The 14855-nt window shown below is 70.4% G+C and carries 4 protein-coding genes (1 of these 4 only partly in view); 1 reads left to right on the top strand and 3 read right to left on the bottom strand.

The window, feature by feature from the left end:
* A partial coding sequence (locus tag D7V93_RS01885; protein WP_147451006.1) for a non-ribosomal peptide synthetase occupies window positions 1-6233 on the top strand: 6233 nt, incomplete at its 5' end.
* A gap of 9 nt (window positions 6234-6242) precedes the next feature.
* Here the strand turns inward: D7V93_RS01885 and D7V93_RS01880 are convergent.
* The 3 genes from D7V93_RS01880 to D7V93_RS01870 form a co-directional block, all read right to left on the bottom strand.
* Entirely contained in the window at window positions 6243-7499 is a 1257-nt protein-coding gene (locus tag D7V93_RS01880; RefSeq protein ID WP_120641699.1) for a polysaccharide deacetylase family protein, read from the bottom strand.
* A gap of 414 nt (window positions 7500-7913) precedes the next feature.
* Window positions 7914-10358, bottom strand: a complete 2445-nt coding sequence (locus D7V93_RS01875) for a penicillin acylase family protein (protein ID WP_120641698.1) — start codon at window positions 10356-10358, stop codon at window positions 7914-7916.
* A 166-nt stretch (window positions 10359-10524) separates the two neighbouring features.
* Window positions 10525-14855: the final stretch of a non-ribosomal peptide synthase/polyketide synthase gene (locus D7V93_RS01870; RefSeq protein ID WP_120641697.1), read on the bottom strand. It continues 22741 nt past the right edge of the window; 4331 of the gene's 27072 nt are visible here — the last part of the coding sequence; the start codon falls outside the window, past its right edge; the stop codon is at window positions 10525-10527.

Here is a 14855-nt window from a genome sequence, read left to right as displayed (position 1 = left end):
CGAGAGGAGAGACGGAGGGGCTGATTGGCTTCTTCGTCAACACGCTGGTGCTGAGGGCGAAGCTGACGCCGGAGCAGAGCTTCCGGCAACTGCTGGGGCAGGTGCGGGAGGTGACGCTGGGGGCGTACGCACACCAGGAGGTGCCGTTCGAGAGGCTGGTGGAGGAGCTGCAGCCGGAGCGTGACTTGAGCCGGGGTCCGCTCTTCCAGGTGATGTTCGTGCTGCAGAACGCGCCGGGCGGAGAGGTGAGCCTGCCGGGGTTGAAGCTGGAGGCGGCGGAGTCCTCGGGGAAGACGGCGAAGTTCGACCTGACGCTCGGCCTGGGCGAATCGGAAGAGGGGCTGTCAGGCGGCCTGGAGTTCAACAGCGACCTGTTTGAAGCCGAGACGATGGATCGGCTGCTGGGGCACCTGCGCGTGCTGCTGGAGGCGGCGGTCGCCGAACCCGAAACGCGGCTGTGGCAACTGCCGCTGATGAGGCCAGAGGAGCAGCAGCGACTGGTGAAGGAATGGAGCGGGAAGGCCACGGAGTATCCGCGTGACCCCAGCGTGCACGCCCTCTTCGAGGCTCAAGCACAGCGCACTCCGGAAGCGGTGGCGGTGGAGTACGAGGCCCAGCGACTGACGTACGGGGAGCTGAACCGGCGGGCCAACCAGCTCGCGCACCACCTGCGGGCCATGGGAGTGGGGCCGGAAGTACGGGTGGGCCTGTGCGTGGAGCGCTCGCTGGAGTTGGTGGTGAGCGTGCTGGGCGTCCTGAAGGCGGGAGGCGTGTACGTCCCGCTGGATGCCAGCTACCCGCTGGAGCGGCTGTCGTGGATGAAGCGCGAGGCAGCGGTGGCGCTGCTGGTCGGCCAGCGCAAGCTGCTTCAGTCCGTGGGCCTCACCGAAGGCGAGCCCGTGGTGTGCGTGGACACCGAGTGGGGTTCCATCGCGCGCCAGCCCGAGAGCAACCCGAGCCCGAGTGTCGGCGGCGACCACCTGGCGTACGTGATGTTCACCTCGGGCAGCACGGGCCGGCCGAAGGGCGTGGGCGTGCCGCACCGCGCGGTGTCCCGGCTGGTGTTGGGGACGGACTTCGCGCACTTCGGACCGGAGGAGGTGTGGCTGCAACTGGCGCCCATCTCCTTCGACGCCTCGACGCTGGAAGTCTGGGGCGCCCTGCTGCACGGGGCGAAGCTGGTGGTGTACCCGGCGGGCACGCCGTCGCTGGAGGAACTGGGCCGCACGCTGGAGGCGTCGGGCGTCACCTCGCTGTGGCTGACGGCGGCGCTCTTCGAGCAGATGCAAGCGAGGCAGCCGCAGGCCCTGGCGAAGGTGAAGCAGCTACTGGCCGGTGGCGACGTGCTGCCGGTGGGCCGCGTGAAGGAGCGGCTTGCCTCCGGAGGCGTGCTCATCAATGGGTACGGGCCAACGGAGAACACGACGTTCTCCAGCACCTACCGGATGGAGCGGGCCGAAGAGGTGGGCACCTCGGTGTCCATCGGCCGGCCGATTCCCAACACGACGGCGTACGTGCTGGACGGGGCGATGCAACCCGTGCCCGCAGGAGTGCCGGGTGAACTGTACGTGGGAGGCGAGGGTCTGGCAGTCGGCTACGTGGAGCGCCCAGAGCTGACGGCGGAGCGCTTCGTCCCCAACCCCTTCGGAGACGGCGAGCGGCTGTACCGCACGGGTGACAAGGCGCGGTGGTTGAGCGACGGCACGCTGGAGTTCCTAGGCCGCACGGACACGCAGGTGAAGGTGCGGGGCTACCGCATCGAGTTGGGCGAAGTGGAAGCAGCACTGACCCAATACGCCGGAGTCAGCGAGGCCGTGGTGGTGGCGCGGGAAGACGGGGCCGAAGGCAAGCGACTGGTGGCCTACGTCACGGCGCAGGAGGGCACCGCACTGGAGGCCAGCGAGCTTCGGAGCCACGTGAAGCAGCGGTTGCCGGAGTACATGGTGCCGCAGGCCTACGTGGTGCTGCCCACGCTGTCCCTGACCCCCAACGGCAAGGTGGACCGCAAGGCCCTACCCGCGCCGGAGGCCACGACGGAGGGCGCGCGACGTGAGTACGAAGCGCCTCGCACGCCCACGGAAGAGCTGCTGGCCGGACTGTGGGCCACGGTCCTCCATCAGCAGAGGGTGGGGCTCCACGACGACTTCTTCGAACTGGGCGGCCACTCGCTGCTGGCGACACAGCTCGTCTCGCGGATCCGCGAGTCCCTCCAGGTGGAGCTGCCGCTGCGTGAGCTGTTCGAAGCCCCCACGGTCGCTCGACTGGCGCAGCGAGTGGAGGCCGCACGGGCTGCCGCGGCGGGTGTCCGGGTTCCGCCCTTGAAGCGGGCCTCACGCGACGGCGTGCTCCCCCTGTCCTTCGCCCAGCAGCGCTTGTGGTTCCTGGATCAGCTGGAGCCGGGCAGCACCGTCTACAACGTACCTTCCGCGGTGAGGCTGACCGGCACCCTGGACGTGGCCGCGCTGGAGCGGAGCTTCGACGCGCTGGTGCGTCGCCATGAATCCCTGCGCACCACCTTCCGGATCGAGGGCGGCTCGCCCGTGCAGGTCATCGACCCGCAGGGCCGCGCGCGGCTCGAGGTGGTGGACCTGCGCACGCTGCCGGAGGCCCACCGTGAAGCGGAGGCGAGGCGCCTCGCGCAGGAAGCGTCGCAGCTCCCGTTCAACCTGGAGCACGGTCCGCTGTTGAGGACTTCGCTGCTCATGCTGTCCGCTCAGGAGCACATGCTGGTGCTGGTGATGCACCACATCATCTCCGACGGCTGGTCCATGGGGCTCCTGGTGCACGAGCTGGCGGAGCTCTACGAGGCCTTCTCCCAGGGGCAGCCGTCCCGGCTGCCGGCACTGCCGCTCCAGTACGCGGACCATGCGGTCTGGCAGCGCGAATGGCTCCAGGGAGAGGTCCTGGAGGCGCAGCTCGGCTACTGGAAGGAACGGCTGGAAGGAGCACCCCGCCTGCTGGAGTTGCCCATGGACAAGCCCCGTCCCGCGGTGCAGTCCCTGGAAGGCGCCTTCGCTCCCTTCTCGCTGGGCCGCGAGCTGTCCCGGGCGGTGCATGGGCTCGGCCGCCGTGAGGGCGTCACGCCGTTCATGGTGCTGCTGGCGGCGTTCCAGGCGGTGCTGGCGCGCTACTCGGGCCAGGAGGATGTGTGCGTGGGCTCGCCCATCGCGGGACGCACGCGGGCGGAGACGGAGGGGCTCATCGGCTTCTTCGTCAACACGCTGGTGCTGAGGACACGGCTGGACGGCCATCCCTCCTTCCGCGAGCTGCTCGCCCGGGTGCGCGAGGTGACGCTCGGCGCGTACGCACACCAGGACGTGCCTTTCGAAAAGCTCGTGGAGGAGCTGCGTCCCGAGCGCAGCCTGAGCCACGCGCCCCTCTTCCAGGTGATGCTCACCTTCGACAGCACGCCCAAGGCCGCGGGGCACGCCCGCTCCCATCTGGCGCTCCAGCCCGTGGGGGTGGAGCACCGGGTGGCCCGGTTCGACCTCACGCTCGGCTTCGTGGACGGTGAGGACGGCTTCACCGGCGGGTTGGAGTACAGCACCGCCCTGTTCGAGCCCGCGACGGTGGAGCGGCTGTTGGGGCACCTGAAGGCGCTGCTCGAAGGTGCCATCGCCAGTCCCGGACAGTCCGTGTTCGCGCTCCCCGTGCTGGGAGAGGCGGAGCAGCGGCGGCTGCTGGTGGAGTGGAACGACACCGGCTCCGGAGGGCCCTCGGACGCGTGCCTCCACACGCTCGTCGAGCGACAGGCCGCGGCCACCCCCGACGCCGTGGCGGTGGTGTCCGGAGACGTGGCGCTGACATACCGCGAGCTCGACCGGCGGGCGAACCGACTGGCGTGGCGGTTGCGCGAGCTGGGCGTGGGGCCGGAAGTGCGCGTGGGCCTCTGCGCGGAGCGCGACGCGGACCTGGTGGTGGCGGTGCTCGGCATCCTCAAGGCCGGCGGCGCCTACGTGCCACTGGACCCGGCCTACCCCCGGCAGCGGCTGGCCTTCATGCTGGAGGATGCGAAGCCCCGGGTGCTGGTGGGCCAGCGCTCGCTGCTGGACGCGCTGCCCTCCGTGGATGTGGCCCGGGTGGCGCTCGATGAGGTACAGGCCCTCGCGGAGGAAGCCGGGGACGCGCCAGCCGCCGGGATGGCTCCGGACCACCTGGCCTATGTGCTGTTCACGTCGGGCAGCACGGGCCGTCCCAAGGGCGTGGCGCTGGAGCACCGGAGCGCCGTGGCGTTCGTGCGCTGGACGGCCCGGACCTTCACGTCGGAAGAGCTGGTCGGGGTCCTGGCCTCCACGTCGCTCAACTTCGACCTGTCCGTCTTCGAGCTGTTCGCGCCGCTCACCCATGGCGGTGCCGTGGTGGTGGCGCGCAACGCGCTCGAGCTGCCGTCGCTTCCGGCGGCCCGGCGGGTGACCCTCATCAACACCGTGCCCTCCGCGATGGCGGAGCTGGTGCGCGCCAACGCGGTGCCGGATTCGGTGCGCACGGTGAACCTGGCCGGAGAGCCGCTCGCCAACTCGCTGGTGCAGGCCCTCCACCAGGCCGCGCCCGGCGTGGAGCGGGTGCTCAACCTCTACGGCCCCACCGAGGACACGACGTACTCGACGTGGGCGCTGGCACCCCGGGGGGCCACGCGAGAGCCCACCCTGGGCCGGCCGCTCGACGGGACGCGCGCGTACGTGCTGGATGCGCTCGCTCAGCCCGTGCCCCGGGGCGTGGCGGGCGAGCTGTACCTGGGCGGCGCCGGCCTGGCCCGTGGCTATGTCGACCGACCCGAGTTGACGGCGGAGCGCTTCGTGCCGGATCCGTTCAGCCAGCAGCCCGGAGCCCGGCTGTACCGCACGGGAGACCGCGTGCGGTGGCTGCCCGAGGGCGTGCTCCAGTACCAGGGCCGCATCGACCAGCAGGTGAAGGTGCGCGGCTTCCGCATCGAGCTGGGAGAAGTCGAGGCGGCCCTGCGGCGACACGTGGCCGTGCGTGAGGCCGTGGTGCTCGCGCGAGAGGAGGGGGGCGAGGGTCGACGCCTGGTGGCGTACGTCGTGCCCCAGCCGGAGGCGGCGCCTGACGCGGCCGACCTGCGGCGCTTCCTGAAGGAGCGGCTGCCGGACTTCATGGTGCCGTCGGCCTACGTGCTGTTGGACGCGCTGCCGCTGACGCCCAACGGCAAGGTGGACCGCAAGGCGCTCCCGGCGCCAGAAGCCCTTCGTCCGGGGCCGGAGCGGGGCCATGTGGCGCCACGCGACGCGGTGGAGCTGGTGCTCGCCGGCATCTGGGAGGAGCTGCTGGGCACCGGCCCCATCGGCATCACTTCGGACTTCTTCGAGCTGGGGGGCCACTCGCTCCTGGCGATGCGGATGATGTCGCTCATCCGCGAGCGCCTGGGTCGCAGCCTGCCGGTGGTGTCGCTCTTCCAGGCGGGCACGCTCGAGGCGCTGGCGGCGCGGCTGCGTCAGGCCCCGGGGCACCTGTCTCCCCTGGTGCCCCTGACGAGCACGGGCTCGCGCCGGCCCTTCTTCTGCGTCCATCCCGTCAGCGGCAACGTCCTGCCGTATCTGGAGCTGGCGCGGAGGCTCGGGCCGGAGCAGCCGTTCTACGCGTTCCAGTCACTGGGCCTCGAGGCAGAGCGCGCGCCGCTGGAGACGGTGGAGGCCATGGCCGCGTGCTACGTGGAGGCGCTGCGAGCCTTCCAGCCCTCCGGGCCCTACCGGCTGGGCGGCTGGTCCCTCGGAGGAGTGGTGGCCTTCGAGATGGCGCGCCAGTTGGAGCAGCAGGGTGAGCAGGTGGAGCAGCTGGTGCTCATCGATGCCTATGCCTTCGACCAGCGCCCGCCGGAGGCCGTGGGGGCGGAGTGGATTGCCGCCCGGTTCGTGGAGTTCACGGCCCGGCTCCTCGGCCTGCCCGTGCCTGAACGGACGACGCTGGACCGCCTGCTGGAGCTGGGAAGGAGCGCCGGCGTGCTGCCCCCCGGAGTCGGGCCCGAGCAGCTCCAGACCCTGTACCGTGTCTACGAGAGCAACCTCCGCGCCCTCTGGCGGTACACACCGGGGCGCTACGGTGGCCGCGTCACCCTGCTGCGCGCGAGCGAAACGCAGGTTCCCACAGGAGCGGATGGCGGCTGGGCCCCATGGGCCGGGGGCGGCGTGGAGGTGCACGAACTCCCCGGCGACCACCACTCCATCCTCCGCTCACCGGCGCTCGACATGCTCGCGGAAGCACTGGGCCCGCGGTCATGACTTCATGGCTCAGGGTGACGCGCTCGCCTCCACGTCGGCGAGCGCGAAGTCATCCATGGTGAGCGTGCCGACCCGGTCGATGGACAGTCCGACACTGAGGGCCCGGGCCTCGGAAGGGGCCGCGGGCGTCGTCCACTCGGCGAAGGTGTAGCCGGTGCGCGCGGGGAGCAGGGGGCCCTGGGACCAGTACGTCCACGCTCCCGCGCTGTTCCGGTAGTACGCCTTGAACCGCACCGACGTGGTGGCCTTGTACCAGGCGGAGATGCGGTAGTGGTGCCCCGCCGTCACCGGAGGCGTGCAGCTGCTGTCGTCCTGCCGGGTGATGAGCTTCCGGTCGCCGCTGGTGATGTCGGTGATGCGCACCTGCTGCGCCCAGCTGCCTCCGTGGGCATCCGAGGTCCGCGTCCAGGTGAAGGTGTTGGAGCCGAAGCCGCCGCGCTGCCAGCAGTCCGGTGTCCCGTCTCCGTTGGCGTCCGCTTCGAGCGAGGGGTTCTTCAGGAGCTGCCCGGGCGGCCAGCTCACGGGCGGCTTCAGCACGCCGCCGATGACCGCGTCCATGGTGGCGACCGTGGTGCCCCGCGAGGCGCGAGGCGCCAGCCAGTCCAGGAACGCCGTCAGCGTGGCGGGCGCGGTGGAGTAGGTCTGTGGCGGGTTGCACGGCCCGCAGAGGTGGTGGAAGACGAGCGGCACCCAGCCACCCCCCGCCTCCTCCGCGCGCAGGATGTAGTTCTTCAGGTCCGTGAGCGTGGTGGTGGCCTGCACGGAGCCGTGGGTCCGGATGGCATACGCGTCCGCGGGCGGCACGGGCTCGGCGTATGGGTTGCCGCTGCCGCCGGTGGCGGTGCGCAGGCCGCCGCTCTCCCGCGCCGAGTTGTAATTGCAATCCTTCACGATCTGCCGCGTGGTCGAGTCCTTGTCGCCAAAGGGGTACGCGAACGAGGTGACGCGGAAGCCTGCGTTGAGCAGCGCGACCCGGTCGTTGCAGATCTCCCTGCGCTGCTCGTCCGCGGAGAGTTCGGTGAGGTGTGGATGGGTCAGCGTGTGGCCGCCGATCTCATGGCCGGCGTCCTGGAATGCGCGCACCTGGGCGAGCGTGAGGCGGCCGGACTGTCCCATCCGGGTGCTGTGGACGTAGAAGGTGCCGCGCATGCCATGGGCCTGCAGGATGGAGGCTCCTGTGGCCTGGGTGGCAAGGCCGTCATCGAAGTTCAGTGAGACGATGACCTGACCGGGCAGGAGGGCGAGGGCCGGACGTGTGGTTTCCATGGCGGATGATCTCCCGTGCGCGCGCAGGCGAGGGTGGACGACCGCACCGGGCGCGCACGGGCGACGGCGCGAAACATCCACCCGTAAGGTGTGCACGGCCGTGGCCTCGCGCCGGGCCGGTGCCCCCAGGGACGAGGGGGCTGATCAATGCGATGCACTCGCAGGAGGCCCGTGTCCACGACGTCCTTCAGGCCATTGCCGTTGCCCACGCGCACCGGGCCGTCGTGCGCGCGGCTCCTTTTCAACACGCACACCGCCCAGGGGTCCCCCTGGCGGGAGAGGGCGCCTTCCAGGCTCGCCAGCTCCCGCTCCTCCGGCAGCAGGCATGCCCCGTTGAGACGACTCCCACGACGATGGCGGAGCCGGACGCGGTGCGGAGGGCGCTCACGAGCGGTGAGCGCGCCCGTGGGCGCGCTATTCGAGTCGGGAGGTGTTGTCGACCTGGAGCTCCGTCGTCACGAGGGACGGATCCGCGAGGATGTCCGCCTTCTCGAAGAGGATGGGACGCAGGTGCTTGCCGGAGAAGAGGTCCGTCTGGTCCACGAAGCGCGGCGAGGCAGGGTCGGCGTTTTCCGAGTAGGAGAGGACCGCGTTCGCGCGAGGCCCCTGCGGCGTGTACTCCATGACCATCAGGAAGCTCGTCCCGAAGTCGACGAGATAGCCCTCCTGCGCAGTGAGTCCTGTTCCGGGTGACACGAGCGCTCCCTGCTGCTGGGAGTGGGGCAACAGCGTCGCGTTCTCGCCCGAATAGCCGACGACGTTGGTCACGCCCTCGAAGGCGGCGCCTCCGTGGAGCGGAATCACGCGGTCCCCCTTGCGCGCGAACTGCACGTCACCCAGCCGGGCCCCCACCGGGATGCCTGCCTTCCCGAGGATCGCGACCGCTTCGCCGAGCTTCTGGTTCACCGGATCCGGACCCTCGGCCGGGGCCGGCGTCAGCCCTGACGGCGTGGTGGCGGCCTGGAGGGGATCGAAGGGCTGCGCGAAGAGCACTCCCTTCTGGGTGAGGTCCGAGCGGCTGAACCCGTTCAGGAACTCACGCCACACGATGGCGCCCCTGCTGTCGAGGTCCAGCCGGCCATCCCACGCCGCGAGCAACTGGCACGCTTCCTTGAGGTCGACCCGGGTGTCCCCCACCAGGACCGGCGCGGCCCCCTGGCAGCGCTGCACGACGGGCGCGCGCAGCTGCTCCGCCACCCAGGTCCGGTTGCTCAGGATGGCCTGCTCCAGCTCCTCCAGCGTGAAGCGACCGTCGCTGCCGGATGCCGCGGTGTCGCCCTGCTCCGTGATGAGCGAGAGGTTCATGTGCGACCGGGTGCTGAGGCGGCCCCGCGTCCCGAAGATTTCGTAACCGAAGGGCAGGTCGAGCAGCGGCGCGGCGGGGTTCGCGAAGGTCGCCGGATCATTCGCGTTCATCACGTAGTCGTTTCGGACCACCTGCGGCGCGACAGGGGCCGGGACCAGTCCGCGGGCTTCGCCCTCCAGGCCGACCCACTCGTCGCGGGACGTGCTGCCGTCCAGCAGGATCAACCCCAGCGACGCGAAGATGGGCGCGTCCGGAGTCGTCTCGAGCGAGGCGCGGTAGGCCTCGACGGTCTGCGGGCTCAGGGCGGGGACGGGGGACGCGTCCACGTAGCGCGTGCTGCCATCCGCGCTCACCAGAAGGGTGTTGACCCAGGGCGCGCCGCGCACCACGCGCTCCACGTCGGCGGCCTCCTGGAGGCTGTGGGCCGCGTTCAGCCGCTGCCAGTGCTCCGCGAACCGATCATTGCCTTCGTTGGCGTCGCGCACCGTGTACGCGATCTCGTTCGACCAGTCGGCGCCGGGCCCGCTGAGCATCGGGCCGTGGTGGCTGCGCCAGTACGTGCGCTTCTCCTGGGTCATGCTGCCGTCGGCCTCGCGCACCGCGACGGTGTGCTCCTGGCCCACCATGCGGCGAACTGCACCGTCGTACACGTACGCGGTGGGGTCTCCCGGCACCAGCTTGAGCCGGTACAGCGTGAGGTGCGTGGACGCCGTCACGGTGTGCGTCCAGGCGATGTCCCTGTTGAAGCCGATGTTGATGGCCGGCACGCCCAGCAGCGACACGCCGTACACGTCGAGCTTGCCGGGAATGGTCAGGTGGCTCTCGTGGAAGCGAAGGCTGCCCTCCCAGGGGAAGTGCGGGTTCGCGACCAGCATGCCCCTGCCTCCGGTGGACTTCTCACGACCGAGGGCCCAGCCGTTGCTGCCCAGGTCGTCCTGGCGCGGGGCGATGGCGAGCGCCTGGGATTGGGGACCCCTTCCTCCCGCTCCGACCTGCGGCGGCTGCGCGTTCGCGACGTAGCCGAGGAGCGGAATGAGGGTGTCGAACAGCGACAGGTCCAGGTGGTAGGCCAGGAGGTCGAAGGCACTGATGGGCTTCACCCAGGCCGCACCCTTGCACGGTGCGGGACGCTCCTCGGCTGGCGTGTCCTTGAGGTACTGGTTGTAGCCGGCGGCGAAGCCCTTCACGAGCTCCTGCATTTCCGGCGACTGCCCGGCGAAGGTGGCCTGGGCGCGAGCCCGGAGCCCGAGCCCCCGATACGTGAAATCGCTCTCGACGTAGGCGTCCTGGGGCCCCCGGCCGAAGTACTTCGCGCGCTCGCCGCGGACCTTCAGGAACTGATCCGCGAGGATGCAGACCGCATCCTGCGCCTGCGTGTAGCCAATCCCGGCACCCAGGGCGCGATACCCGTCGGCCTGGATGTGGGGGATGCCGTGGGCCGTCCGGTGGATGGTCGGACGCAGCAGCGAGGACGGCGGTGTTTCATCGCGTCCACAACCGCAGAGCGCGGTCAGGGTCAGGAACAGGGGCAGGGAAAGGCGGGAGGAGCGCACGCGGGAGCCTCGGTCTCGATGTGGGTCGAAAACGCCATTCCTAACCTAGCCAGTAATCCCTGGATAGGTTGGGCGTGGTCGAGCACCGCGTGACGCAGGAGGTTGAGGCGTTGGCGTGGGGCCGGAGGGGGATGGTTCCCGCTCCGGCCCGTTCGCACCGCTTCGATCAGCCGAGCAGCCGGGTCAGCAACTCCGCCAGCGTCTGCACGTTCGGTGCGCGCAGCACGCTGTAGTGGTTGCCGGGCACGTCGTGCAGCACGAGCTCGTTGCTTGCGAGCGCACTCCAGCCGCGGTCGTTCGCCTCTGTCGCGTGACGCTCGCTGGCGCGCAGCACGGCGATGCGGCCGGTGAGGGGCTTGGGCACGTAGTGCTTCATCGCGCGCAGGTTGCTGGCGAAGACGTTGAAGAGGGTTCGCACCTGCGGCAGCTCCATCTCAGGGATGAGCAGGCCCAGTGCCGCGTCCAGTCCTCGTTCGAGCACGGCCTCGTCCGGGACCCATGCGGCCTGGCCCGCGAGCTGACCCTGGTCGCTGGCGAACTGTGCGAGCACCTGCCGTGGGTCATCGACGTCGATGCTCACTCGCGCCCCGGTGGCGCTGCTCGGGTCGATGAGGGTCAGCAGCTCCACGGCTTCTCCGCGGGCTTGGAGCTGGCGGGCCATCTCGAAGGCGACCAGCGCTCCCATGGACCAGCCTCCCAGGCGGTAGGGACCCTGGGGTTGCACGGTGCGGATGGCGTCGAGGTAGCTCGTCGCCATCTCTTCGATGGTGCTCAGCGGCGGTTGCTTGCCGTCCAGGCCCGACGACTGGAGGCCGTAGAAGGGCTGATCCGGTCCGAGGCTTTGCGCCAGCTCCGCATAGGTCAGCACGTTGCCGCCGATGGGATGGACGCAGAAGAACGGACGGCGTGTGCCATTGGTCCGGATGGGGACGAGCGGAGAGAATGGCGCGGGCACCTGGTGCAGCAGTGCGGCCAGTTGCTCCACCGTGGGGGCCTGGAACAGCGTGGCCAGCGGCAGCTCGCGCTTCAGCTGCTCGCGGATGCGCGCCATGAGCCTCACGGCCAGGAGTGAGTGGCCTCCCAGTTCGAAGAAGTGGCTCTTCACTCCGATGGGTTTGATGCCGAGCACCTCTTCCCAGAGCGTAGCCAGCTCCTGCTCCAGTGGGTCTCGCGGCGCCACGTGTGCTTCCGCGGTGCCGAGGGTGCCTGCCTCTGGAGCGGGGAGGGCCTTGCGGTCGACCTTGCCGTTGGGAGTGAGGGGGAAGGCGGCCAGCGGGACGAAGACGGCGGGCACCATGTACTCGGGCAGCTTCTGCTGGAGGAAGGTGCGCAGCTCGTTCGGATTGGGATTGGAAGCGACGACGTAGGCGACGAGGCGCGGGTCTCCGGTGGGGGAGTCGCGGCGCGCGAGGACGAGGGCCTGCTGGACGGCGGGGTGCTGGCGCAGGGTGGCTTCGATTTCGCCCAACTCGATGCGGAAGCCGCGCAGCTTCACCATGAAGTCGGTGCGGCCCAGGTACTCCAGCTGGGCGTCAGCGCGGCGACGCACCAGGTCTCCGGTGCGGTACATGCGCGCGCCGGGGACGGGGCTGAAGGGGTCCGGGATGAAGCGCTCGGCGGTGAGGTCGGCGCGGCCGAGGTAGCCGCGTGCGAGGCCTGCTCCCGCGAGGAAGAGCTCCCCGGGGACGCCGATGGGCTGCAGGTGGAGGCTGGGGTTGAGGACGTAGGCGCTCGTCTCGGGGAGGGGCAGGCCGATGGTGGGCTCACCCTCGGCTTGAGGGACGCGGGTGAAGGTGGAGTAGGTGGTGTCCTCGGTGGGGCCGTAGAGGTTGAAGACGTGCTCGACGGAGCCGGTGGCGTAGAGGGCGCGCGCGAGGGTGCCGGGCAGCGGCTCACCCGCGAGGTTGATGGTCCGTGCGGAAGGCGGAATGGCGCCCGTGCGCAGCAGCTCCGCGATGGCGGAGGGGACGGTGTTGATGAGCGTCACCTCCGAGGCGGCGGGCAGGCTCGCGAGAGTGAGGGCGTTGTCGGCGAGCAGCACCGCACCGCCGCAGGCCAGGGGCGCGAAGAGTTCGAAGACGGAGAGGTCGAAGCAGACGGACGTGGCCGCCAGGGTGCCCTTGAGCTGGGCGGGCGAGAAGGTCTGGAGGGCCCAGTCGAGGAAGGCGGTGGCGCTGGCGTGGGAGATGGCGACGCCCTTGGGCCTGCCCGTGGAGCCTGAGGTGTAGATGACGTAGGCGAGGTTGTCCTTGCTGACCGTGGCGCTTGGAGCCGACGTGGGCAGTGTGGAAACAGCCTCGGGGAGCACGTCGAGGCAGAGGGTCTCCACGCCCTGGGTGTCGAGCTTCAGGGAGTCCAGAACGGGGTAGTGCGAGAGCAGGAGCCGCGCGCCGGAGTCCGCGAGCGTGAAGTCGAGGCGCTGGCGGGGGTAGGCCGGGTCGAGAGGCACGTAGGTGCCACCGGCCTTGAGGATGGCGAGCAGGGAGGTGACGAGGTCGACGTTGCGCTCCAGGCAGACGGCGACGCGCACCTCGGGCCCGACGCCTTGCGCGCGCAGGTGGTGCGCGAGCTGGTTGGCCCGTGCATCAAGCTGGGCGTAGGTGAGGCGCTGGGTGCCGACGACGAGGGCGGTGGCGTCGGGCGTGCGGGCCACCTGCTGGGCGACGAGCTGGTGGATGAGGCCTCGGCGCAGCGTCGTGCCCGTGTCGTTCCACTCCACGAGCAACGTATGGCGCTCGGACTCCGTGAGCATCGAGAGGCGGGACAACGGGAGCTCCGGCTCGGCGATGGCCGCACCCAGCAGGACCTGGAGGTGTTCGACCATCCGGGCCGCGGTGTCCGGATGGAACAGGGCCGTGGCGTAGGTGAGGCTGCCCGTGAAGCCCTGCTCCTCGCGCTGGAGCGTCAGGTCCAGGTCGAACTTCGCCATCCCACTGTTCACGTCCACGGCGCGCAGCGTGAGCCCGGGCAGGGACAGCTCGGACACGGGGGCGTTCTGCAGGACGAAGAGCACCTGGAAGAGGGGACTGCGGCTCAAGTCTCTCGCCGGGTGCAGCGCCTCCACCAGCTTCTCGAAGGGCAGATCCTGGTGCTCGTACGCGCCCAGCGTGGTGTCGCGCACCTGCTTCAAATGCTGACGGAAGCTGGCGTCGCTTCGCACCTGCGCTCGCAGCACCAGCGTGTTGACGAAGAAGCCGATGAGCGACTCGGACTCGACGTGCCGGCGTCCCGCGATGGGCGAGCCGACCGTGATGTCGTCCTGTCCGGAGTAGCGCTGCAACACGAGCTGCCAGGCCGCCAGGAGCACCATGAAGGGCGTCGCGCCCTCGCGCTTCGCCAGGGCCTCCACCGCGTCACTCAGCTCTCGCGGCAGGCGCACCGGTGCCACCGCGCCCTGGAAGGACTGCCTTGCCGGGCGCTGCTTGTCGGTGGGCAGCTCCAGGTGCGCCGCGGCCCCCGTGAGCTGTCCGCGCCAGTAGTCGAGCTGCGCGTCCAGCACCGGGCCTCGCAGCCAGTTCCGCTGCCAGGCCGAGTAGTCCGCGTACTGCACCGGCAGTTCAGGCAACGGCGACGGGCGGCCCTGGAGGAAGGCCGCGTACAGCGCCGCGATCTCCCGCACCAGCACGCCCACGGACCAGCCGTCGGAGACGATGTGGTGGACGTTCAGCACCAGCACATGCTCGGTGTCGCTCAGCTTCAGGAGCAGGGCGCGCAGCAGCGGGCCTTGCTCCAGGTTGAAGGGACGGCGGGCCTCATCGGTCGCGAGGCGCAACGCTTCGGCCTGACGCGCGGACGCTTCGGGCAGGGCCGTCAGGTCCGTCACCGGGAGCGGCACCGGCGCGGGCGCGTGGATGTCCTGGAACGGTTCTCCGGCCTCGGTGCGGAAGGTGGTGTGCAGGGACTCGTGGCGGCGCACCAGCTCCTCGAAGCTTCGCTGGAGCGCGCTCACGTCCAGCGTGCCCTCCAGCTTCAGCGCCGCGGGGATGTTGTACGTCGTGTCCGTCGGGTCGAGCTGGTGGATGAACCACAGCCGCTGCTGCGCGAAGGACAGGGGCAACACCGCGCCCCGGTCCGCGACCGCCAGGGGCGGGGCCGCGAGCGCCGGACGGCTCGGGTCCTGGAGCGCCTGGAGGCGCTGCGCGAGCGCGGCCACCGTGGGCGCCTCGAAGAGGACGCGCAGGCCCAGCTCCACGCCGAAGGCCGTGCGCACGCGCGCGACGACCTGGGTGGCTCGCAGCGAGTGACCGCCCAGCTCGAAGAAGCTGTCGTTCACACCCACGCGCTCGATGCCCAGCACCTCGGTGAAGATTCCCGTGAGGGTCTGCTCGGAGGGGCTTCGAGGCGCCACGTACTGGCCTCGCGACGCCACCGACACTTCCGGCGCCGGCAGGGCCTTGCGGTCGGCCTTGCCGCTCGGGGTCAGCGGCAGCACCCCCAGGTGCATGAAGGCCGAGGGCACCATGTACTCGGGCAGCCGCTCCAGGAGGAACGTGCGCA

The organism is Corallococcus llansteffanensis (assembly GCF_003612055.1).
Lineage (GTDB): Bacteria > Myxococcota > Myxococcia > Myxococcales > Myxococcaceae > Corallococcus > Corallococcus llansteffanensis.
This window is presented reverse-complemented; position numbering and strand designations above follow the sequence as displayed.